The following is a 22,810-nucleotide window of genomic DNA, read 5'->3' as shown; positions in this document are numbered from 1 at the left end:
GGTGCCCGGGGGGCCTCCCGTGGGGGGGTGGTGCCCGCCCCCCCCCCCCCGGCCCCGGGGCGCCCCAAACCAAAGCGGGGGAAAAAAAAAAGGGGGGGGGGGGGGGCGCCCCCCCCCCCCCCGGCGCTTTCGTACTGCTGTCGTCCTACCAGGGTCAGACGAGGTTCACGGAGCGCGCCGACGTGGCGCCGATCTCCTCCGCGACCTCGGCCAGAACCGCGGAGTCCACCGTGTCGTCGACGGTCAGCACGGCCAGCGCCTCGCCGCCGGCCGCGGCACGGGCGACCTGCATACCGGCGATGTTGATACCCGCCTCGCCGACGATGCGGCCGACGGTGCCGACGACACCCGGCCGGTCCTCGTACCGCAGGACGACCATATGGTCGGCGAGCGCGAGGTCGACGTCGTAGTCCCCGACCGCGACGAGCTTCTGCAGGTGCTTCGGGCCGGCCAGCGTGCCGGAGACCGAGACCTCCTCGCCGTCCGCGAGCGTGCCGCGCACGGTGACGACGTTGCGGTGGTCCGCCGCCTCGGAGCTCGTGGTCAGGCGTACCTCGACACCGCGCTCCTGCGCGAACAGCGGGGCGTTGACGTACGACACGGTCTCGTCGACGACGTCCTCGAAGACGCCCTTGAGCGCGGACAGCTCCAGCACCTTCACGTCGTGCTGGGTGATCTCGCCGTACACCTCGACGTCGAGACGGACCGCGACCTCGCCCGCGAGCGCGGTGAAGATCCGGCCGAGACGCTCGGCGAGCGGCAGGCCCGGCTTGACGTCCTCGGCGATGACACCGCCCTGGACGTTCACCGCGTCAGGCACCAGCTCACCGGCGAGGGCGAGGCGCACCGACTTGGCAACGGCGATACCCGCCTTCTCCTGCGCCTCGTCCGTCGACGCGCCGAGGTGCGGGGTGCACACGACCTGGTCGAACTGGAACAGCGGGGAGTCGGTGCACGGCTCCTTGGCGTACACGTCCAGGCCGGCACCGGCGACGCGGCCCTCCTTGAGGGCGGAGTACAGCGCCTCCTCGTCGACGATGCCGCCGCGCGCGGCGTTGACGATCCGCACGGACGGCTTGACCTTGCGCAGCGCCTCCTCGCCGATCAGGCCGAGCGTCTCGGGCGTCTTGGGCAGGTGCACGGTGATGAAGTCCGAGACCTCGAGCAGCTCGTCCAGCGACAGCACCTTGACGCCCATCTGCGCGGCCCGGGCGGGCTGGATGTAGGGGTCGTAGGCGACGACCTTCATCCCGAAGGCGGACATGCGCTGCGCGACGAGCGCGCCGATGCGGCCGAGGCCGACGACACCGAGGGTCTTCTCGGCGAGTTCCACGCCCGTGTACTTGCTGCGCTTCCACTCGCCGTTCTTCAGCGCGGCGTTGGCCTGCGGGATGTGGCGGGCGGTGGCGACGAGGAGACCGCAGGCCAGCTCGGCGGCGGTCACGATGTTGGAGGTGGGGGCGTTGACGACCATCACGCCGGCCTTGGTGGCGGCGGAGACGTCCACGTTGTCCAGGCCGACGCCGGCTCGTGCGACGACCTTCAGCTTGTTCGCGGCGGCGATCGCCTCGGCGTCGACCTTCGTGGCGGAGCGGATCAGGATCGCGTCCACGTCGGCGATGGCGGGCAGCAGTTCGGCCCGGTCGGCGCCGTTGCAGTGCCGGATCTCGAAGTCCGGGCCGAGAGCGTCGACGGTAGCGGGCGAAAGCTCTTCAGCGATGAGTACGACGGGTTTCGAGCTCACGTGAGGTCCTCACTAGTCCAATGCGGACGGCCGTCCCGACGGCCGCTGGCGGTGGAGGGGAGCGGCACCCTTCCCGGGGTCGCTTAGCCGCGGAAGACGCACGACGCTGTGGGCCTGACGCGTGTTGTGCAGCAGTGTAGTGGCGGGACATGGAGCGTCTCACGCCTCTGCGAGAGGATCACCCGTCCGTGGCAGGACGGAATGGCCAGGGGGGCCGGAGCAGCCCTGCTCCGGCCCCTGGGGCCTTGCTGGAAGCCTACGCCTCCTCGTTCACCCAGCTCATCAGCTTGCGGAGCTGCTTGCCGGTGGTCTCCAGCAGGTGCTCGGAGTCCTGCTGCTTGTACTCGTTGTACTTCTTCAGACCGCCGTGGTACTCGTCCATCCAGTTCTGGGCGAAGGAGCCGTCCTGGATCTCGGCGAGGACCTGCTTCATCTCGGCCTTGGTGGCGTCGGTGATGATGCGCGGACCGGTGACGTAGTCGCCCCACTCGGCGGTCTCGGAGATGGACCAGCGCATCTTCTCCAGGCCGCCCTCGTACATGAGGTCGACGATCAGCTTCAGCTCGTGCAGGCACTCGAAGTAGGCGATCTCCGGCTGGTAGCCGGCCTCGGTCAGCGTCTCGAAGCCCGCCTTGACCAGCGCCGCGGTGCCACCGCAGAGCACGGCCTGCTCGCCGAACAGGTCGGTCTCGGTCTCCTCGGTGAAGGTCGTCTTGATGACGCCGGCGCGGGTGCCGCCGATGCCCTTGGCGTACGACAGGGCGAGCGCGAAGGCGTTGCCCGAGGCGTCCTGCTCGACGGCGGCGATGCAGGGAACGCCGCGGCCCTCCTCGTACTGGCGGCGCACCAGGTGGCCCGGGCCCTTCGGGGCGACCATGCAGACGTCCACGCCGGCCGGGGGCTTGATGAAGCCGAAGCGGATGTTGAAGCCGTGGCCGAAGAACAGCGCGTCGCCGTCGTTCAGGTTCGGGGCGATGTGCTCTTCGTAGACCTGGGACTGGATGGGGTCCGGGACCAGGATCATGATGACGTCGGCCTCGGCGGCGGCCTCGGACGGCGTCACCACGCGCAGACCCTGCTCCTCGGCCTTGGCCTTGGACTTGGAGCCCTCGTGCAGACCGACGCGGACGTCGACACCCGAGTCGCGCAGCGACAGGGCGTGGGCGTGGCCCTGGCTGCCGTATCCGATGACCGCGACCTTGCGGCCCTGGATGATGGACAGGTCGGCGTCAGCGTCGTAGAACAGCTCGGCCACTTTGGGTTCTCTCCTTGGTGTACAGGGTGTGTGTCCCACCGTATGACGGCGGGTCGCAGGGGAGTTTCGGGGTCTCGCGATACGGGCGGCCGGTGTCACCCGGCCGCCCGAACGCGTCCTTACGCCGACCGGTCGAGGGCACGCAGCGACCGGTCCGTGATCGAACGTGCGCCGCGACCGATCGCGATGGTGCCGGACTGGACCAGCTCCTTGATGCCGAACGGTTCCAGCATCTTGAGCATGGCGGTCAGTTTGTCGCTGCTGCCGGTGGCCTCGATCGTCACGGCGTCCGGCGAGACGTCGACGGTCTTGGCGCGGAAGAGCTGGACGATCTCGACGATCTGGGAGCGCGTCTCGTTGTCGGCGCGCACCTTCACGAGGACGAGTTCGCGCTGGACCGCCTGGCCGGGCTCCAGCTCGACGATCTTCAGCACGTTGACCAGCTTGTTGAGCTGCTTGGTCACCTGCTCCAGCGGCAGGTCCTCGACCTGCACCACGATGGTGATGCGGGAGATGTCGGGGTGCTCGGTGACGCCGACGGCGAGCGAGTCGATGTTGAAGCCGCGGCGGGAGAACAGCGCGGCGATCCGGGCGAGGATGCCGGGCGTGTTCTCCACCAGGACGGAGAGCGTGTGCTTGGACATGTCTGGTCTTCCTCTTCGCTCTGCCTGGCTCAGTCGTCTTCGTTGTCGCCGAAGTCGGGGCGGACGTCCCGGGCGGCCATGATCTCGTCATTGGAGGTGCCGGCGGCGACCATCGGCCACACCATCGCGTCCTCGTGGACGATGAAGTCGACGACGACCGGGCGGTCGTTGATGGAGTTCGCCTCTTCGATGACCTTGTCGAGCTCGTCCGGGGACTCGCAGCGGATCGCGTGGCAGCCCATGGCCTCTGACAGTTTCACGAAGTCGGGGACGCGGGTGCCGGCGCTCGGGCCCTTGGGGTCGTCGCCCGGGCCGGAGTGCAGCACGGTGTTGGAGTACCGCTGGTTGTAGAACAGGGTCTGCCACTGGCGGACCATCCCGAGGGCACCGTTGTTGATGATGGCGACCTTGATCGGGATGTTGTTCAGCGCGCAGGTGGTGAGCTCCTGATTGGTCATCTGGAAGCAGCCGTCGCCGTCGATGGCCCACACGGCCCGGTCGGGCTGTCCGGCCTTGGCGCCCATGGCGGCCGGGACCGCGTAGCCCATCGTGCCCGCGCCGCCGGAGTTCAGCCAGGTGGCGGGCTTGTCGTACTGGATGAAGTGGGCGGCCCACATCTGGTGCTGACCGACGCCCGCCGCGAAGATCGTGCCCTCCGGCGCGAGCTGCCCGATGCGCTCGATGACCTGCTGCGGGGACAGGGAGCCGTCCTCGGGCTGGTCGTAGCCGAGCGGGTAGGTCTCGCGCCAGCGGTTGAGGTCCTTCCACCAGGCCGCGTACCGGGACTTCGCGGCCTCGCCCTGCGTGCCCTCGCTGTGTTCCTTCTGCACCGCCTGGATCAGGTCGGCGATGACCTCGCGGGCGTCCCCGACGATCGGCACGTCGGCGGCGCGGTTCTTGCCGATCTCGGCGGGGTCGATGTCGGCGTGGACGATCTTGGCGTACGGGGCGAAGCTGTCCAGCTTGCCGGTGACGCGGTCGTCGAAGCGGGCGCCGAGAGCGACGAGCAGGTCGGCCTTCTGCAGCGCGGTGACGGCGGTGACGGAACCGTGCATGCCCGGCATTCCCACGTGCTGCGGGTGGCTGTCGGGAAACGCGCCGAGCGCCATCAGGGTGGTGGTGACGGGCGCTCCGGTGAGCTCGGCGAGGACCTTGAGCTCGGCGGTGGCGTGGGCCTTGAGGACACCGCCGCCGACGTAGAGGACGGGCCGCTTGGCCGCGGTGATCAGCTTGGCGGCCTCGCGGATCTGCTTGGCGTGCGGCTTGGTGACCGGGCGGTAGCCGGGCAGGTCGGTGGCGGGCGGCCACTGGAAGGTGGTCTTCGCCTGGAGTGCGTCCTTGGCGATGTCGACCAGGACCGGGCCGGGCCGGCCGGTGGAGGCGATGTGGAAGGCCTCGGCGATCGTCCGCGGGATGTCCTCGGCCTTGGTGACCAGGAAGTTGTGCTTGGTGATCGGCATGGTGATGCCGACGATGTCCGCTTCCTGGAAGGCGTCCGTGCCGATCGCCTTGGATGCCACCTGGCCGGTGATCGCCACGAGCGGCACCGAGTCCATGTGCGCGTCGGCGATCGGAGTGACGAGGTTCGTCGCACCCGGGCCCGAGGTCGCCATGCAGACGCCGACCTTGCCGGTGGCCTGCGCGTAACCGGTGGCTGCGTGGCCGGCGCCCTGCTCGTGCCGGACCAGGACGTGGCGCACCCTGGTGGAGTCCATCAGCGGGTCGTACGCCGGAAGGATCGCGCCGCCGGGGATACCGAATACCGTCTCGGCCCCGACCTCCTCGAGAGAGCGGATGAGGGACTGCGCACCCGTGACGTGCTCGACGGGCGCGGACTGCTGTCCTCCGGAACGGGGCCGCGGCTGCGGATGGTGGGCCCCGGTGGCCTGCTCGGTCATCGGCATTCTCTTCTCGATGCTGAGGTTTTTGCGAGGGTTTGTGCGAGGTTCGTGCGGTGTACGGCTGCTGTACGACAGGTGCTGGTGCAACAAAAAACCCCTCGTGCCGGAAGGCAAGCGAGGGGAGCGCGCCGGTGAGGGTCGCTGGGCTTTCCGGATCGTCCTCCGGTGGGTCCCAGCTCAGCCGACGCGCTGTCCAAGTACGAGAATTCGGGTGCGCATGGCACAGACCCTCCCTCTGACGCGCACCATGTGTCAAGTGGGTGGGACGGGCGTCTCATTATGTGAGCGCAGTGCATTGCTGCCTCCGAAGACGGCGGAGACTCCACCGGTGACACCACTGGTGTACACCCCTGCGGAACCGCCCGCGAAGATCGGCGCGGGTTCGGCCGTCGCGTGGGGCACCGGATAATGGCCGGATCCGAGCGCTCTGCGCAGCCGGTACTCGTCCAGTGGCCCGGAGAAGGCCGTGCCCATGGCGTGCGTGCAGCCCATCGAGCGCAGCGCTCCCACCTGCTCGGGCAGGTCCACGCCCTCGGCCACGGACTGCATACCGAGGTCGGTGGCGATGCGCAGCAGGCCACTTGTGATCTTGTGCAGCCGTGCCGACTCCACGACGCCCTCGACCAGGCTGCGGTCGAGCTTCAGCACGTCGACGGGGAGTCTGCGCAGTGCCGTGATCGCCGCGTAGCCGCTGCCGAAGCCGTCCAGCGCGATCCGGACACCGAGCCGGCTGAGCGCGGTCAAGCGCCGCTCCAGCTCGTCCAGGCCGATCCTGGGGTCGGTGTCGGACAGTTCGAGGACCAGGGATCCGGACGGCAGCCCGTGGCGGGTCAGGAGGGCTTCCACGGAGCCGAGCGGCATGGAGCGGTCCAGCAGCCGCCGGGCGCTCATCCGGACGGACACGGGCACGTTGAGGCCGTTCGCGGCCCGCTCGGCGGCCTGACCCACGGCCTCCTCGAGGACCCAGCGTTCGAGTTCGGAGGTCTTGTCGCTGTCCTCGGCCACCCGCAGGAACTCCGCCGGGGTGAAGAGCACCCCCTGGGAGGAGCGCCAGCGTGCCTGCGCGGAGACCGAGGTGATCCGGCCGTTCTCCAGGCACACCACCGGCTGGTGCAGCAGGGCGAACTCGCCGTCGTGCAGTGCGGCACGCAGCCGCGTGGCCAGCTCCGCCTTGCGTACGACGTCCTGCTGCATCTGGGGTTTGTACAGCTCGACGCGGCCCTTCCCGGCCGACTTGGCCCGGTACATCGCGAGGTCGGCGTTGCGCAGCAACTCGCCTGCTCCGAGGCCGGGTTCGGCGAAGGCGACACCGATGGAGGCGTTGACGCGGACATCGTTGCCGTCGATCAGGTACGGCTGGGAGAGGGTCACCCTGAGGCGGTCGGCGAGCTCCAGGATGTTCCGTTCCCGGGCGGCACGGTCGCGGGTGCCGTCCCCGACGATCAGGGCCGCGAACTCGTCGCCGCCCAGCCGGGAGGCGGTGTCTCCCTGCCGAACCGCGTCCTGGAGTCTGCGGGCGGCCTGGACGAGCAGTTCGTCCCCCGCCTGGTGGCCGATCGTGTCGTTGACGGCCTTGAATCCGTCCAGGTCGATGAAGAGGACCGCCGTACCGCGCAGCCGGTCGCCCCGGTCGGAGGCGCGGCGGCCGGACAGGGCCTGCTGCACGCGCTTGGTGAACAGGGAGCGGTTGGGCAGGTCGGTGAGCGGGTCGTGTTCGGCGTTGTGCTGCAACTGCGCCTGCAGCCGCACTCTTTCGGTGACGTCCCGGCTGTTGAAGATGAGGCCGCCGTGGTGGCGGTTGACGGTGGACTCGACGTTCAGCCAGCCGCCGTCACCGGAGCGGAACCGGCACTCGATGCGGGTGGTGGGTTCCTCGAGCGGGCTGGCGGCGAGGAAGCGGCGCACCTCGTGCACCACGCAGCCCAGGTCTTCCGGGTGGATGAGATTGGCCAGTTCCGTACCCACCAGTTCCTCGGCGTGCCGTCCGTAGACCCCGGCGGCGGCCGGGGAGACGTACCGGAGGATGCCGTTGGGCGCGGCGATCATGATGACGTCGCTGGAGCCCTGCACCAGGGAGCGGAAGTGGTTCTCCTGGTAGGCCAGTTCGTGGGTGAGGGTGATGTTGTCGAGCAGCATGATGCCCTGGCGCACGACGAGTGCGAGCACCACGCAGCCGGCGGTGATGAGCACCACGTGGTCGGGGCTGCGGCCGTCGAGGACGTTGTACAGGATGCCCAGCGTGCAGACGGCCGCGGCCAGGTACGGCGTGAGTGCGGCCAGGGACCCGGTGAGGGGCGGGCCCGCCGGGTACCGGCTGTGATCGACCCCCGGCGCGGGCTCGGGTGCGGACGCCGGCGCCACGGGGTGGTCGCCGCCGCGCTGACCGGGCACGTGTTCGTGGATCACGCGGGTGTGCCCGTCCGCGCCGCGCCGGTCTCTCTCGGCGTTCTGCGGACCCTGGCGCCGGGGAGCGGCCCAGGGGGCGTAGGCCAGGAGCAGCGAGCCGGCGAACCAGCCCGCGTCGAGCAGTTGGCCCGAGTGGTAGCTGCTGTGCAGCAGCGGTGAGGTGAACAGGGCGTCGCACATCACGGTCAGGGCGAGGGCGCCGATCGCGGTGTTCACCGCGGTCCGGTTGCCCGGTGCGCGCCTGAAGTGCGTCGCGAGCACCATGCTGACGAGGGCGATGTCGAGCAGGGGGTACGCCAGCGACAGCGCGGCGTGCGCCACGCTCGGTCCGTCGAACCGGGCGGCCTGGGCGAGCGCGAGGCTCCACGACAGGGTGAGCAGGGAGCCGCCGATCAGCCAGGCGTCCAGCGCCAGACAGATCCAGCCCGCCTTGTTTGCCGGGCGTTTGGCGAGCACCAGCAGGCCCACGATGGCGGGCGGCGCGAAGCAGAGGAAGAACAGGTCGGCGTAGCTGGGACTGGGCACGGGCTGGTCCAGCACGACCTCGTACCATCCCCAGACCGCGTTGCCCAGGGCCGCCATCGCCGATGACAGGGCGAACAGCAGCCAGGCCGGCCGGAAGCGGACCCGTGGGCTGCGGGCGTAGAGGAAGCAGGAGACGGCGGCGGCGCCCGCCGCCGCGGTCAGCCCGAAGTCGCCCATGACCAGCGCGACCGTGTTCGAGCCCCAGTCGAACGCGGAACCGACGGCGTATCCCGCGCACACCAGGGCCAGCACCAGTTGGTGGACCATGCGCGGGCCGTCGCCGGAGGCCGGCGGCCGGGGCAGCAGCGTCCCCGACGGGCGCTGCGTACGCGGCGGTCCGTCGAGGGTCGTGACCGGCGGGGGGCTCACCGGGCCCTCCCCTTCCGCGGGTGGTGGCTGGTGCGGTGGTGGCTGATGTGATCGTGATGGGTCTGGTGGTGGTCGGTGTGGTGGCCGCGCCTGCGCGTGGCCTTGCGCCAGGGTCGCCGTCGGCGGCTCCGCCGCGTCGGATCGTTCGTCCATAGGCCGTGCATCGCCCGTCGCCCCCCTCACAAATTCTGAAATGTCCATCCCCGGCGCCGAACGGTCCGCGGCGCAGCCCCTGTCGGGGACGATACACCAGTCTCGTCACTCAGGGACATAGCTTCTCTACGCTCCGTGACGATCTACGGCAACACGCGTACGCACCGCGCCCACGGGGTCGCGGAGGGTACGCGAACGGGGTTACGCCCCTGCCGAGGAGCCCGTCGTGAGGATCACGTTGCGCAGCGGCTCCCGGTTCACGAAACGGCGCAACTGGTCCGCCAGCAGCCGCTGGGCGCGCGGCAGGAACGCCGAGGTGGGACCGCCCACATGCGGGCTGATCAGTACGCCCGGCGCACGCCACAGGGGATGCGCCGGGGGCAGCGGCTCCGGGTCGGTGACGTCCAGGGCGGCGGTGATCCGTCCGCTGTCCAGCTCCGTGAGCAGCGCCTTGGTGTCGACGACGGGCCCGCGGGCCACGTTGACCAGGAGGGCTCCGTCCTTCATCAGGGCCAGGAAATCGGCGTCGACCAGGCCCAGGGTGGCCTCTGTCAAGGGCGTGGAAAGGACTACGACGTCGGCTTCGGGGAGCAGGGAGGGCAGTTCGGTGAGCGGGTGCACCGGACCGCGCGCCGTGGTGCGACTTGAGCGCGCGACGCGCGCCACCCGCGCGAGCTCGAACGGCGCGAGCCGGTCCTCGATGGCCGCGCCGATGGCTCCGTAGCCGACGATGAGGACGTTCTTGTCGGCGAGGGCCGGACGGAACCCGCTCTGCCAGAGCCCCTGCTCTTGTGCCCGGACGAAGTCGGGGATCCCGCGCAGCGATGCGAGGATCAGCGTGAGCGCGAGCTCGGCGGTGCTGGCCTCGTGCACGCCGCGGGCGTTGCACAGCCGCACGCCCGGCACGATGGACGACAGCCGGGCGGTGATGTCGTCGACTCCCGCGGTGAGCGTCTGGATGACCTGGACGTGGCGCAGGTGCTCCAGCGGGCGCACCTTGACCGACCAGCGCTTCATGTACGGCACCACGTACACGGCGCATTCCGCGGGGTCACCGGGGAACTCCTGGTCTCCCTCCTCACCGCCGTCCCAGAACAGGTAGTTCAGCCCCTCGGGGAGCCCCTCGATCTCGTCCGGCGGGATGGGAAGCCACACGTCAGCAGTCATGGTCCCGAGGCTATGTCAGGCCTGCCGGAGCGCAGAGGTTAGGTTGGGGGCCGGTCAGAGGGAGGATCACGGCAGGTGGAGCGCAGGACGATCGGCGCGGGGGCGCTCGCGGTGGGGGCCGTCGGACTCGGGTGCATGCCGATGAGCTGGGGGTACGGCGGATCGCGGCAGCGGGGCGAGGAGTCGGTCAGGGCCGTGCACCGGGCCCTGGACATGGGCTCGACACTGCTCGACACGGCCGACATGTACGGGCCCTTCACCAACGAGCTGTTGCTGGGCCGGGTGCTCAAGGAGCGCCGCGGGGACGCCTTCGTGTCGACCAAGGTCGGCCTGCTGGTCGGTGAGCAGCACATCGTGGCCAACGGGCGTCCCGGGTACGTGAAGCGGGCCTGCGACGCGTCGCTGCGCCGTCTGCAGACGGACGTGATCGACCTGTACCAGCTCCACCGCGCCGACCCGGAGGTGCCGGTCGAGGAGACGTGGGGCGCGATGGCGGAGCTCGTCCGGGCCGGAAAGGTACGGGCGTTGGGCCTGTGCGCCGTGGGTGCGCGCGCCGGCCGCCGAGCCGGCAGGCGGCTGCACGACGCCACGCTGCGCCAGCTGGAGCGGGTGCAGCAGGTGTTCCCGGTGAGCGCGGTGCAGGCCGAACTGTCGGTGTGGTCGCCGGAGGCACTGGACGGGCTGCTGCCCTGGTGCCAGGCCCGGGGCATCGGTTTCCTGGCCGCGATGCCCCTGGGCAACGGTTACCTGACCGGCACGCTGACCCCGGGCGAGGGCTTCGAGCGGGACGACCTCCGCGCCCGCCATCCCCGCTTCACTGCCGAGATGATGGCCGCCAACCAGCCGGTCGTGGTGGGCCTGCGCCGTATCGCCCGCCGGCACGGCGAGGAGGTGACCCCCGCACAGGTGGCCCTCGCGTGGGTCCTGGCGCAGGGCCGCCACGTCGTCCCGGTCCCGGGTACCAAGCGGGAGCGCTGGGTGGCCGAGAACGCCACCGCGGCCGGGCTCCGTCTGACGCCGGAGGACCTGGCGGAGATCGCGGGACTGCCCCCGGCCCAGGGCTCGTGGGACTGACCGTCGGTTTCCGCGGCGGATCGGGAACCCGGGACGCGCGGGCGGTGCGGGTGAGAGAGAGTGGCGGTGTGTGAGAGAGAGTGAAGGTGCCGCCGGGACCGCCGCGGAAGGGACCAAGATCGTGCAACGTCGAGCTGTGACGGCCGTGTTGGCCGCGGCCACGCTCCTGCTGGCGGTGGGCTGCTCCTCGGGCGGGGGGTCGGCGCCGGACGGGGGCGGGAGTACGACCGCGGTGGGCACGCCCTCCGGTGCGTCCCCGTCGACGCCGGCGGACGGGCGGACGCCGCCCGCCAAGGGCACGGTGGAGGTGCTGCGCACGGTCACCGAGGGTTTGAAGAGCCCGTGGGGCCTGGCCCCGCTGCCGGACGGCGGTCTGCTCGTCTCCTCCCGGGACGACGGGACGATCAGCCGCGTCGACGGGAAGACGGGCCGCAAGACCGAGCTGGGCAAGGTATCCGGGGTCTCCCCGGCCGGGGAGGGCGGCCTCCTCGGCATCGCCCTCTCCCCCGGCTACGCCTCGGACCACATGATCTACGCCTACTTCACCTCGGCCTCGGACAACCGCATCGTCCGGGTGCTGTACGACGGGCACAAGCCCGCCGGCGAACAGCTCGGCGCCCCCGACACGATCTTCAAGGGCATCCCCAAGGGCTACATCCACAACGGCGGCCGGATCGCCTTCGGGCCTGACGGAATGCTCTACGCCGGCACGGGCGAGAGCGGACGGCGGGGCCTGGCCCAGGACAGGAAGTCGCTGGGCGGCAAGATCCTGCGGCTGACCCCGGAGGGCGAGCCGGCGCCCGGCAACCCCTTCCCGGACTCCCCGGTGTACAGCTACGGCCACCGCAATGTGCAGGGGCTGGCCTGGGACGACAAACAGCGGCTGTTCGCTTCGGAGTTCGGCCAGGACACCTGGGACGAGCTGAACGCGATCAGCCCCGGCGGCAACTACGGGTGGCCGGACGCCGAGGGCAGGTCGGACGACTCCCGGTTCCGCGACCCGATCGCCCAGTGGCACACCGACGACGCCTCCCCCAGCGGCATCGCCTACGTGGACGGCGTCATCTGGATGGCCGGCCTGAAGGGGCAGCGCCTGTGGCGCATTCCGCTGAACGGCACGAAGGCCTCGGCGGACCCGCAGGCTTTCCTCACCGGCAAGTACGGCCGGCTCCGCACGGTGGTGGCGGCGGGCGGCGGCAAGCTGTGGCTGGTCACCAGCAACACGGACGGCCGAGGCGACCCGAGGAGCGGGGACGACCGGATCCTGGAGCTGCGGGTGAAGTAGGGCCGAGGTTCTCAGCCCGCGGCACGCTCGGTCCCCGGGGGACTCTCCTCGGGTTGCTGCGGCAGCCGTACGACGACCTTTCCGGAGACGAGATCTATCGGCCCGCGTCCCGGGTCGCCGTCGCCGACGTCCTCCCGGGTCAGCTCCAACCGGTTCTGCTCGTCGCGGGTGTGTTTGCGGCCGGGCGCGAACAGTTCCTCGAAGACGTTGAACACGCGCTGCCTCCCTCGGCCGACGTCCCCTACAGCGTATGCCTCACCCCGCTGATCGGGACGTGGGCGTTTCAGCCGGAAACAGCCCCTGCCGGTGCGCCAGCGCCGCCGCCTCGCCCCGGCCCGAGACACCGAGCTTGCCCAGGATGTTCGAGACGTGGACGCTCGCCGTCTTCGGGGATATGAACAGCTCCTCGGCTATCTGGCGATTGCTGCGGCCGGCCGACACCAGGCGCAGGACGTCCCGCTCGCGGCTGGTGAGGCCGAGCGCCGCGACCGGGTCGGCGGCGCCGAGTTCCTGCCGTGGAGTCCGGGCCGGGGTGAGACGGGCGCGCTGGGCGAGCAGGGCGACGGCCTCGGTGAGCGGACGGGCACCCAGGTGGTCGGCGACGGCCCCGGCGAGGCGGAGCAGTTCCGCGGCGCGGTCGCGCTCGTGGTCGCCGCCCTCGGACAGCAGGGCTTGGGCGAGCCGGAACCGGACACGGGCGAGGTCGTAGGGGCGCTGAAGGCACTCGAAGGCGGTGACCACCTCCGACCAGGTCTCCGCGATGTCCTCGCCGGTGGCGCGCAGCAGCTCGGCGCGGGTCCACTTCTCGTACGCCCGCCAGACGGGCACGCCGGTGGTGAGCTTCCGGACGGCCTCGGAGAGACGGTCGAGGAGATCGGCGCGGCCCTCCGCCGCGGCAGGCAGAGTTCGGGCGTCGGCCTCGGCGATGGCGGCGGCCAGCAGCAGGGGCCAGGCATAGCGTTGCGTGCCGGGCGGGAAGCCGGACTCCAGGGCGTGCAGCAGTTCGGCGCGGGCGTCGAGCAGCCGGCCCTCCGCGGCGGCGACGCCGATGGCGATGCGGGCCGCGGGCAGCCACTGCTGGGGCATGGGGTCGTGGATGCCGTGGTGGGCGCGGGCGGTGGCCAGCTGACGGCCGGCCTCGGCGACGTCTCCCCGGCCCAGCGCGAGGTGGGCGAGGCGCAGGGCTCCCGCGCTCTCCGGCTTGGCACTGTGCCCCACGGTGAGTGCCTTCGTCGCGGCGTCGGAGGCTTCTCCCCAGTGTCCGAGCACGAACAGCGAGTCCGAGAGGTTGCCCCACGCCCACGCCTCGTCCTCCAGCAGGCCGAACCTGCGGGTGAAGGCGATTCCATCCCGGAGGATCGGCACGGCTTCCTCGGCGCGGCCGACCGAGTGCAGTTCGCTGGGCAGGTTCACGTACGCGCGGGCCGCGACGTGCTCGCCCTCCTGGAGCGCCTGCTCCAGTACGTGGCGCATCTCCGCCAGCCCGGCTTCGGTGTCGCCCGCGTCGACCATGAGGCCGCCGAGGGTGAGGCGTGCGTGCAGCTCGGTCTCCCGGGCGCCGACCATCCGCGCGTACCGCACGGCCCGTTCGGCGGCGGCGAGGGCGTCGGGTCCGGGCTCGTGCAGCATGGACCAGTTGGCGACGTAGGCGAGGACCTCGGCGTGCACCTCCGATGGCGGCAGCCCGCGGACCAGTTCCTGCGCGGTGGCCAGTTCCTGCCAGCCGTCGCCGCGGGCCTGGGCCTGCACCAGCCGGGAGCGCTGCACCCAGAACCAGGCGGCGCGCAGAGGGTCGTCCTCGTCCTCCAGCAGCCGCAGTGCCCGCTTGGCGATCTTCATGGCGCGTTCCCGTTCCCCGCAGAAACGGCCCGCGACGGCCGCCTCCGCCATGAGGTCGAGGTAGCGCAGGGGTGTGGTGGCCGGGTCGCAGCCGCAGGGCACGTAGGCGGCGGTGTGGTCGCGTACGCGCAGGGCGCTCCGCACGTCCTCGGGGGTGGTGTCCCACAGCTCCATCGCCCTCTCCAGCAGACGCAACTGCTCGCTGTAGGCGTACCGGCGGCGGGCGACGACCGAGGCGTCCAGGACGGCGGGCAGGGCCTTGGCGGCGTCGTGGGCGTGGTACCAGTAGCTGGCCAGGCGCATCACGCGTTCGTCGGCGGGGACGAGTGTCGGGTCGGCCTGAAGTGCCTCGGCGTAGCGGCGGTTGAGGCGGGAGCGTTCGCCGGGCAGCAGGTCGTCGGCGACGGCCTCGCGGACGAGGGAGTGGCGGAAACGGTAACCGTCACCGGTGGGCGCGGCGCTGAGGATGTTGGCGTTGACGGCGGCGCGCAGTGCCTCGATCAGGTCGTCCTCGGGGAGCCGGGCGACGGCGGCGAGCAGCCGGTACTCGACGGTGGAGCCGCCTTCGGCGACGATCCGGGAGACCCGCTGGGCGGGTTCGGGCAGTTTCTCGACCCGGACCAGGAGCAGGTCGCGCAGGGTGTCGGTGAGGCCCGTGCAGCAGTCATCGCAGGCGGCGACGGCGAGCTCCTCGACGAAGAAGGCGTTGCCGTCGGAGCGTTCGAAGATCTCGTCGACCTGGGCCGGGTCGGGTTCGGTGGCGAGGATGCCGGCGATCTGGCGGCCGACCTCGTCGCGGGTGAAGCGGGCGAGTTCGAGCCGGCGGACGGTGCGCAGCCGGTCGAGTTCGGCGAGCAGGGGCCGCAGGGGGTGCCGGCGGTGGATGTCGTCGGACCGGTAGGTGGCGAGGACGACGAGGCGGCCGGCGCGCAGGGTGCGGAAGAGATAGGCGAGGAGGTGGCGGGTGGAGGCGTCGGCCCAGTGCAGGTCCTCGAGGGCGAGGACGACGGTGCGTTCGGCCGCGATGCGTTCCAGGAGCCGGACGGTGAGTTCGAAGAGCCGGGCCATGCCCTGTTCGTCGTGCCGGCTGGAGGTGGCCTCGCCCAGCTCGGGCAGCAGCCGGGCCAGTTCCTCCTCCTGGCCGGCAGCCGCGGCGGCCAGTTCGTCGGGGAGTGCCTGGCGCAGGGCGCGCAGGGCGGTGGAAAAGGGGGCGAAGGGCAGTCCGTCGGCACCGATCTCCACACAGCCGCCCAGCGCGACGACCGCGTCCTGGCGGCCGGCCGCGGTGGCGAACTCCTCGACGAGCCGTGTCTTGCCGACGCCTGCCTCGCCGCCGATCACCAAGGCCTGCGGCTCCCCCGCGGCGGCACGGGCGAGCGCGTCGTTCAGGACGCCCAGTTCGCCGGTGCGGCCGACGAACACGGGACTGACGGATCTGGTCTCCACGGGCCCGAGCATCGCATGGGGCCCGGACGGCGCGGGCCGGGTTTTCCACAGCGCCGGAACGTTCGTCGTATGACCATATGTAAGCGGGCGGCCGACTTCCGTCCGGCCGCCCGCTTCGACTCCCGTACTCACGCGGCGCGGGCGAGCCGGTTCCGGCGTGGTCCGCCGGTATGCGGCTCCGTCGCTGCGGTGCGTCGTGCCGCCTCCTCCCGGCGGGCGGCACGACGGCCGCGTACGGCCTCACGGGCCAGACGCTCGGCCTCGGCCCGACGGTGCATCTCGGTCGTACGGGCCTGCTGCAGTTCGATCGCGAACATGGTGTCTCCCTGGTGAAAGGTGCTTCACCGGATCGCTTCCGGCGATGTCTCCACCTTCGTCTCCCAGGCGGGTGCGCCACATCGGGAGGGTTCCGCATCTTCGGCGGGCCCGACCGGGGACGGGACACACGTAAGGGGCCTCAGTCCGTCGTCAAGGTCCTCACGGACGGACTAAGGCCCCTAAGGCGGTGTCGTTCGCGTGCCCGTTCAGCCGGCGGTGGGCAGGGCGAGCAGCGCGTCGGAGTACTTGAGGACCGCCAGGAGCAGGCCGATGACGCCGAGCGAGACCCCCGCCCAGGCGACCGACTTGATCCAGGCGGCCTGCGGCTTCCCGGGGGCGCCGAACGCGGGCCGGGCCAGCACGACGACGCCGGTGACCAGCGCGACGAGCGCGAACAGACCACCCCACAGCGCGGTGGCGTGCCAGGCGTCGCCGTAGACCGCCTTGATCTGCTTGGCGACGGGCGCGCCCGAGGAGGTCTGCAGCTGACCGATCAGGGTCGCGCGCGCGGCGGCCACGGTGCCGACCCAGCCGCCGGTGAGCCCGACCAGGCCCAGGGCGGCGGAGACCACCGCGCCGGCGCCCTGTCCGACACCGGAGGGGCCCGCCTCCTCGGTCACGTGAGCCGGCTCCTCGCCGTCGGTCTCCGTGTTCTCGGCCGTCACCTCGTCGGTGGCGCGCTCCTCGGCCCGCTCGTCGTCGGTCTTGACGGCGTCGGCCGTCACCTCTTCCTTCTTCGCCTCGGCGCCGGTCTCGGTTCCGTCCACTGTCTTCGTTCCCATGCCTCGCACCGTACGGACGCTCTCTGAGAGGTCTCTTAATGATCGTCGTGGGCGGCACGCGCGCGTACCGTACGCCACTCGGGGGCGAGCACGGACCAGATCTCGGTGCTGGTGCGCACGCCCCGGTAGGGGTAGTTCTCCCGGAGCACACCCTCGCGGGTCATCCCCAGCCGTCGTGCCACGTTGATGCTGGGTTCGTTGGCCGACGACACATGCCACTCCACACGGTGCATACCGCGCTCGTCAAACGCCCAGTCCAGCAGTACCCGCATACCGCGCGTGACCAGCCCGCGCCCGGCGGCGGAGGGCTCCAGCCAGCAGCCGGCCTCGCAGACCCCGCCGGGCGTGTCCCAGACGCGGAACAGCAGTCCGCCGACCAGCTTGCCATCCAGCCACACGCCGTGCAGGCTGCCGGCGTCCGCGGCGCGCTTCTCGGCGTAGGAGCGCAGATAGGTGCGGGCCGAGTCCAGGTCCGTCACCACGTCCGGCAGGCCCACGTGGCGGCCGATGAAGTCCCGCCCGCGGTCGATGTGGGCGATGAGATCCTCGGCGTGCCAGACCTCCAGGGGGCGCAGTTCGGCGCCGTCGTCACCCAGGGATATCGCGTACATCGAGGTGCTGCTCCTTGTGCAGGTCGGTCATGACTTCGGTGAGCCTCTCATGTGCGGCACGGCATGCGGGCGGCTCGATGCTGATACGGGGCAGACGGCTCTCCAGCCAGTGCGGCAGCCACCAGTTGGCGCTGCCGAGCAGGTGCATCAGGGCGGGGACGAGCAGGGTGCGCAGCACGAAGGCGTCCAGGGCGACGGCGGAGGCCAGCGCGATGCCGAACATGGCGATCACGCGGTCGCCGCTGAGCACGAAGGCGAGGAAGACCGAGATCATGATGACCGCGGCGGAGTTGATCACCCGGCTGGTCTCGGCGAGGCCGATCCGGACGGCACGCCGGTTGTCGCCGGTCTCGAGCCATTCCTCGTACATCCGGCTGACCAGGAAGACCTGGTAGTCCATGGAGAGGCCGAAGAGCACCGACACCATGATCACGGGCAGGAACGGCTCGATGGGGCCCGCCCGGCCGAGGCCCAGCAGTTCGCTGCCCCAGCCCCACTGGAAGACGGCGACGACGATTCCGAAGGCGGCGGCCACGGCGGCGATGTTCATCACGGCGGCCTTGAGCGGTATGCCGAGCGAGCGGAACGCGACCAGGAGCAACACGCAGCCGAGCCCGATGACGACCCCGACGAACAGGGGCAGCTTGCCGACGATGACGGCCGCGAAGTCGTCGTAGCCGGCGGTCAGCCCGCCGACGCGCACGTCGAGCGAGGTTCCGGTCTCCGCGTGCGGGAGGACATCGGTGCGCAGCCGGTCGACGAGGTCGCTGGTCCGCTGCGACTGGGGCGCGGAGTCGGGGACGACGGTGAGGTAGGCGGTGTCGCCGCCGCCGTCGTAGCGGACCGGGGTCACGGACGCGACGCCCTCGGTGGTGCGCAGGGTGGCTTCGAGGCTGTCGAGGACGAGCTTGTCGCCGGCGCCATCTACGCGCGTCACCAACGTCAGCGGACCGTTGACGCCGGGCCCGAAGCCCTCGGCGAGCAGGTCGTACGCCTGGCGTGTGGTGGCCGACCCGGGGTCGTTGCCCTGGTCGGAGCTGCCGAGGCGGAGGGCGAGCGTGGGCAGGGCGAGGAGGACGATGACGGCCACGGCCGCGGAGCCGAGCAGCTTGGGGTGGCGTTCGACGAAGGCGGACCAGCGGGCGGCGAGCCCGGTGGGCAGCTCCGGCTGCGGCCCGTGCTCGGCCAGCCGCCGCCGCTCGCGCCGGCTCAGGGCCCGCGGGCCGATGAAGGACAGCAGGGCGGGCAGCAGGGTCACGGCCGCCGCGACGGTGAGCACCACGGTCAGCGAGGCGGCGACCGCCACGCCGTTGAGGAAGCCCAGCCGCAGGATGAACATGCCCAGCAGTGCGATGCACACCGTGGCGCCCGCGAAGACCACGGCACGTCCGGTGGTGGCGACGGCCTCCACGGCGGCCTCCGCGACGGCCAGGCCGCGTTTCAGTCCGCGCCGGTGCCGGGTCACGATGAACAGCGCGTAGTCGATGCCGACTCCGAGCCCGATCAGCATGCCCAGCATGGGGGCGAAGTCGGCGACGGTCATGGCGTGTCCGAGCAGCACGATCGCCGCGTAGGCGGTGCCGACGCTCACCAGCGCGGTGGCGATGGGCAGCAGTGAAGCGGCGAGCGAGCCGAAGGCGAGGAACAGCACGACCGCGGCGACGACCACGCCCACCGCTTCCGCGGCATGGCCGCCGGAGGACTTGGTGAGTCCGATGGCGCTGCCGCCCAGCTCCACCCGGAGCCCTTCGGCCTCCGCGGACTTGGCCGCGCGTACGACGGCCCGGGCCTCGGAGCCGCTGACGTCCTCGGCCTCCCGGTCGAAGGTGACGGTGGCGTACGCGGTGTGCCCGTCCCCGCTGATCCGGCCGGTTCCCGGCCCGTCGTAGGGGCTCGTCACGGAGGCCACGCCCGGCAGCGCGGCGATCCTGTCGAGCGTACGGGTCATGGTCTGCTCGACGTCGGCGGCGCGGACCGTGCCGTCGGTGGTGTGCCAGACGACGGTGTCGCCGTCGCCTGCCAGGTCCGGGAAGCCCTGGCGCAACAGCTGGGCGGCGCGCGCCGATTCGGTGCCGGGCACCTCGTAGTCGTTCGAGTAGGCGGAACCGGTCACGGCCGCGGCCGTGGTCACCCCGCCGAAGGCGAGGAGCCAGAGCAGGACGGCGACCAGGCGATGCCGGACACACCAACGGGCAAGGGCTGCCACGGACGTGCTCCCAGTGACTGTGTGTGGATCTTTGACCGGGAACGATCGTCCGGGAACGGAACAACCCGCAAAGAACTTGTGAACAAGGGGAGGACAACTCTCGCAGGTGAAAGTGGCCGTTTGCCGTGTTTCACCGGCTTGTGCAGGTGACTGGGAGGCAGATCACAGGACAGTCACGTCAACTCTGTCGCATGCCACCGCACTTCAGTCGAACTGGTCTCCGAGCGCCATGACCATCGTTCCGACGATCAGGAGCCACAACGACCGCCGGGTACGACCCTTGGCGCCCAGCACCCCGGCGAACGCGCACACGGCGGCACCCGCGGCGTACGCGACCGGCACGAGGGCCGGAACGCCGCTCAGGCGCATCAGCGACGCGGTGACCCCGGCCAGCGTCAGCAGGGCTCCGGTGCCGGTGGCCGTCCAGCGGGCCCGGCGCGCGTCCTCGGCGGGGTCCTCCTCCTCGAAGTCCTCGGCCAGGTCCTCGGCCAGGTCCTCAGCCAGGCCCTCAGCCAGGCCCTCAGCCAGGCCCTCAGCCAGGTCCTCGAGGTCGTCCACCCCGGCGGCCCCGGACCGGATACCAAAATCGACGCTTCCGCTCACGGCGGGCGAGCGTAGTACGAGCGACCGGGTAATTCGGGTGCGGGGAGCGGGGCCGACTGCTATCGAACTCTTGCGCATACCTTCTCGGTACGCAGGACGAGAGGACCCCGTTCACCCATGCCTTCCGACGCCCCGCTGACCGATCGTCTGACCCACCCCCGCTACCCCCGCAGCAGCCGCTACGACGCCCGCTGGACCATCGAGAACCAGATGGGCCCCAACGCGCTGTGGCTGCTGGAATGGCTGGCGCCCGCGCTCGGCCTTCAGGAGCTGCCGCCCGGCGCCCGCGTGCTCGACCTGGGCTGCGGCCGCGCCATGACCTCCGTCTTCCTGGCCAGGGAGTACGACGTCCAGGTCGTCGCCGCCGACCTGTGGGTCAAGCCCGAGGACAACGCCGTACGCGTCGCCGAGGCGGGCGTCGCCGACCGTGTCCTGCCCGTGTACGCCGAGGCACACGATCTGCCGTTCGGGGAGGGCTCCTTCGACGCCGTCGTGTCCGTCGACGCCTACCAGTACTTCGGCGCCGACGACCTCTACCTGCCCACGCTGACCCCGCTGCTGAAGCCGGGCGGACGGATCGGGGTGGTGGTGCCGGCACTGCGGGAGGAGATCGACGGGACCGAACCGCCCGCTCATCTGAAGCCCTACTGGGACCCCGGGTTCTGGGCGTTCCACTCCCCCGCCTGGTGGCGGCGGAACTGGACGCGCACCCGGGCGGTCACCGTCGAGACGGCCGACTGGCTCGAGGACGGCTGGCGCGACTGGCTGCTGTGGAGCGAGGTGTGCGCCGAGGAGAGTCCGAGCGAGTTCATGGCCGGGATGGCGCGCGACTCGGTGGAGCTGCTGCGAGCCGACGAGGGCCGGGCCCTCGGCTTCGCACGGGTCGTGGGACGCCGTAACTAGCCGTCAGAGAGGGGAACGGCCCCGGAGGCATGCCTCCGGGGCCGTACACCGTGGGGCTCAGCCCTCGCTGACGCCCAGCTTCTCAAGGATCAGCTCCTTGACTCGGGCCGCGTCGGCCTGGCCCCGGGTCGCCTTCATGACCGCGCCGACCAGGGCGCCGGCCGCGGCCACCTTGCCGCCGCGGATCTTGTCCGCGATGGCCGGGTTGCCTGCGATGGCCTCGTCGACGGCGGTGGTGAGCGCGCCCTCGTCGGAGACGACCTTCAGTCCGCGCTTGTCGACGACCTCGTCCGGGGTGCCCTCGCCCGCGAGGACGCCCTCGATGACCTGACGGGCCAGCTTGTCGTTCAGGTCCCCCTTCGAGACCAGCTCGGTGACCCGGGCCACCTGCGCCGGAGTGATCGCCAGCTCGTCCAGCGCCTTGCCGGACTCGTTGGCGCTGCGCGCCAGTTCGCCCATCCACCACTTGCGGGCGGAGGCGGCGTCGGCACCGGCGTCGATCGTGGCGACGATCGGGTCCAGCGCTCCGGCGTTGAGGATCGCCTGCATGTCGGTGGCGGAGATGCCCCACTCCGCCAGCAGGCGGGTACGGCGGACCAGCGGCAGCTCGGGCAGCGCCGCCCGGATCTCCTCGACCCACTCACGGGAGGGGGCCACCGGAACGAGGTCCGGCTCGGGGAAGTACCGGTAGTCCTCGGCCTCCTCCTTCACCCGGCCCGAGGTCGTCGACCCGGTGTCCTCGTGGAAGTGCCGGGTCTCCTGCACGATCGTGCCGCCGGACGACAGCACGGCCGCGTGCCGCTGGATCTCGAAACGGGCCGCGCGCTCCACGGAACGCAGCGAGTTGACGTTCTTCGTCTCCGAGCGCGTGCCGAACTTGTCGGCGCCCTTGGGCATCAGCGACAGGTTCACGTCGCAGCGCATCTGGCCCATCTCCATACGGGCCTCGGACACGCCGAGCGCCCGGATGACCTCGCGCAGCTCACGGACGTACGCCTTCGCCACTTCGGGGGCACGCTCGCCCGCGCCGACGATCGGCTTGGTGACGATCTCGATCAGCGGGATGCCGGCGCGGTTGTAGTCCAGCAGGGAGTGGGACGCGCCGTGGATGCGGCCGGTGGCGCCGCCGACATGCGTCGACTTGCCGGTGTCCTCCTCCATGTGGGCGCGCTCGATCTCCACGCGGAAGGTCTCGCCGTCCTCCAGCTGTACGTCGAGGTAGCCGTTGAAGGCGATCGGCTCGTCGTACTGGGAGGTCTGGAAGTTCTTCGGCATGTCCGGATAGAAGTAGTTCTTCCGGGCGAAGCGGCACCACTCGGCGATCTCGCAGTTCAGCGCGAGACCGATCTTGATCGCGGACTCGACGCCGGTCGCGTTGACGACCGGGAGCGCGCCCGGCAGGCCGAGGCAGACGGGGCAGGTCTGGGTGTTCGGATCGGCGCCGAGCGCGGTCGAACAGCCGCAGAACATCTTGGTCCTGGTGCCGAGTTCGACATGGACCTCGAGGCCCATGACGGGGTCGTACGACGCCAGCGCGTCCTCGTACGACACCAGGTCGGTCGTGGTGGTCACGGTGAAA

Annotated in this window: 17 protein-coding genes; 3 read left to right on the top strand and 14 right to left on the bottom strand. The window is 71.1% G+C overall.

From position 1 onward, the window contains the following. Nucleotides 1-154 precede the first annotated feature (154 nt). From serA to ACFYZQ_RS25980, 6 genes are all read right to left on the bottom strand, one after another. On the bottom strand, nucleotides 155-1,744 hold the full coding sequence (gene serA / locus ACFYZQ_RS26005) for a phosphoglycerate dehydrogenase (RefSeq protein ID WP_389152159.1): 1,590 nt from the start codon (nucleotides 1,742-1,744) through the stop codon (nucleotides 155-157). Between the two features lie 256 nt (nucleotides 1,745-2,000). Further along, nucleotides 2,001-2,999 (bottom strand): ketol-acid reductoisomerase, encoded by a 999-nt coding sequence (gene ilvC / locus ACFYZQ_RS26000; RefSeq protein ID WP_389152156.1) that lies wholly within the window; start codon nucleotides 2,997-2,999, stop codon nucleotides 2,001-2,003. A 119-nt stretch (nucleotides 3,000-3,118) separates the two neighbouring features. After that, on the bottom strand, nucleotides 3,119-3,643 hold the full coding sequence (ilvN, locus tag ACFYZQ_RS25995; protein WP_389152153.1) for an acetolactate synthase small subunit: 525 nt from the start codon (nucleotides 3,641-3,643) through the stop codon (nucleotides 3,119-3,121). A gap of 29 nt (nucleotides 3,644-3,672) precedes the next feature. Continuing rightward, nucleotides 3,673-5,541: an acetolactate synthase large subunit gene (locus tag ACFYZQ_RS25990; protein WP_389152150.1), complete on the bottom strand. Its 1,869-nt coding sequence runs from the start codon at nucleotides 5,539-5,541 to the stop codon at nucleotides 3,673-3,675. Between the two features lie 255 nt (nucleotides 5,542-5,796). Beyond that, nucleotides 5,797-8,844: a putative bifunctional diguanylate cyclase/phosphodiesterase gene (locus ACFYZQ_RS25985; RefSeq protein ID WP_389152147.1), complete on the bottom strand. Its 3,048-nt coding sequence runs from the start codon at nucleotides 8,842-8,844 to the stop codon at nucleotides 5,797-5,799. 354 nt (nucleotides 8,845-9,198) lie between these two features. Further along, nucleotides 9,199-10,164: a 2-hydroxyacid dehydrogenase gene (locus tag ACFYZQ_RS25980; RefSeq protein WP_389152145.1), complete on the bottom strand. Its 966-nt coding sequence runs from the start codon at nucleotides 10,162-10,164 to the stop codon at nucleotides 9,199-9,201. A gap of 75 nt (nucleotides 10,165-10,239) precedes the next feature. On the opposite strand from ACFYZQ_RS25980, the gene ACFYZQ_RS25975 reads away from it, so the two are divergent. Together ACFYZQ_RS25975 and ACFYZQ_RS25970 are read left to right on the top strand one after the other, a co-directional pair. Then, on the top strand, nucleotides 10,240-11,238 hold the full coding sequence (locus ACFYZQ_RS25975) for an aldo/keto reductase (RefSeq protein ID WP_389152141.1): 999 nt from the start codon (nucleotides 10,240-10,242) through the stop codon (nucleotides 11,236-11,238). A gap of 136 nt (nucleotides 11,239-11,374) precedes the next feature. Next, entirely contained in the window at nucleotides 11,375-12,523 is a 1,149-nt protein-coding gene (locus tag ACFYZQ_RS25970; RefSeq protein ID WP_389152138.1) for a PQQ-dependent sugar dehydrogenase, read from the top strand. An 11-nt stretch (nucleotides 12,524-12,534) separates the two neighbouring features. Here ACFYZQ_RS25970 and ACFYZQ_RS25965 read toward each other — a convergent pair whose 3' ends face one another. The 7 genes from ACFYZQ_RS25965 to ACFYZQ_RS25935 all read right to left on the bottom strand — a co-directional run bounded on the left by ACFYZQ_RS25965 (nucleotide 12,535) and on the right by ACFYZQ_RS25935 (nucleotide 20,229). Next, the gene (locus tag ACFYZQ_RS25965) at nucleotides 12,535-12,738 is read right to left on the bottom strand and encodes a DUF6191 domain-containing protein (protein ID WP_389152135.1); all 204 of its coding nucleotides are present in this window, start codon (nucleotides 12,736-12,738) and stop codon (nucleotides 12,535-12,537) included. A gap of 40 nt (nucleotides 12,739-12,778) precedes the next feature. Beyond that, entirely contained in the window at nucleotides 12,779-15,820 is a 3,042-nt protein-coding gene (locus ACFYZQ_RS25960) for an AAA family ATPase (RefSeq protein ID WP_389152132.1), read from the bottom strand. A 116-nt stretch (nucleotides 15,821-15,936) separates the two neighbouring features. Further along, nucleotides 15,937-16,125 (bottom strand): hypothetical protein, encoded by a 189-nt coding sequence (locus ACFYZQ_RS25955; protein ID WP_389152130.1) that lies wholly within the window; start codon nucleotides 16,123-16,125, stop codon nucleotides 15,937-15,939. Nucleotides 16,126-16,332: 207 nt separating this feature from the next. After that, on the bottom strand, nucleotides 16,333-16,908 hold the full coding sequence (locus tag ACFYZQ_RS25950; RefSeq protein WP_389152127.1) for a hypothetical protein: 576 nt from the start codon (nucleotides 16,906-16,908) through the stop codon (nucleotides 16,333-16,335). Nucleotides 16,909-16,943: 35 nt separating this feature from the next. Further along, nucleotides 16,944-17,519 (bottom strand): GNAT family N-acetyltransferase, encoded by a 576-nt coding sequence (locus tag ACFYZQ_RS25945; RefSeq protein WP_389152124.1) that lies wholly within the window; start codon nucleotides 17,517-17,519, stop codon nucleotides 16,944-16,946. Continuing rightward, nucleotides 17,497-19,725: an MMPL family transporter gene (locus ACFYZQ_RS25940; protein WP_389152121.1), complete on the bottom strand. Its 2,229-nt coding sequence runs from the start codon at nucleotides 19,723-19,725 to the stop codon at nucleotides 17,497-17,499. The genes ACFYZQ_RS25945 and ACFYZQ_RS25940 overlap by 23 nt, the downstream gene beginning before the upstream one ends. 204 nt (nucleotides 19,726-19,929) lie before the next feature. After that, on the bottom strand, nucleotides 19,930-20,229 hold the full coding sequence (locus ACFYZQ_RS25935) for a hypothetical protein (RefSeq protein ID WP_389152260.1): 300 nt from the start codon (nucleotides 20,227-20,229) through the stop codon (nucleotides 19,930-19,932). Nucleotides 20,230-20,445: 216 nt separating this feature from the next. Here ACFYZQ_RS25935 and ACFYZQ_RS25930 point away from each other — a divergent pair, with 216 nt between their 5' ends. Beyond that, nucleotides 20,446-21,231 carry an SAM-dependent methyltransferase gene (locus ACFYZQ_RS25930; RefSeq protein WP_389152118.1) on the top strand — a complete coding sequence of 262 codons (786 nt, stop codon included), beginning with the start codon at nucleotides 20,446-20,448 and terminating at the stop codon, nucleotides 21,229-21,231. Nucleotides 21,232-21,288: 57 nt separating this feature from the next. On the opposite strand, the gene gatB is transcribed toward ACFYZQ_RS25930, so the two are convergent. Beyond that, nucleotides 21,289-22,803 carry an Asp-tRNA(Asn)/Glu-tRNA(Gln) amidotransferase subunit GatB gene (gatB, locus tag ACFYZQ_RS25925; protein WP_389152115.1) on the bottom strand — a complete coding sequence of 505 codons (1,515 nt, stop codon included), beginning with the start codon at nucleotides 22,801-22,803 and terminating at the stop codon, nucleotides 21,289-21,291. Nucleotides 22,804-22,810: the final 7 nt, after the last annotated feature.

The organism is Streptomyces sp. NPDC001843 (genome assembly GCF_042891955.1).
In the GTDB taxonomy this organism is placed as follows: Bacteria; Actinomycetota; Actinomycetes; order Streptomycetales; family Streptomycetaceae; genus Streptomyces.
This window is presented reverse-complemented; position numbering and strand designations above follow the sequence as displayed.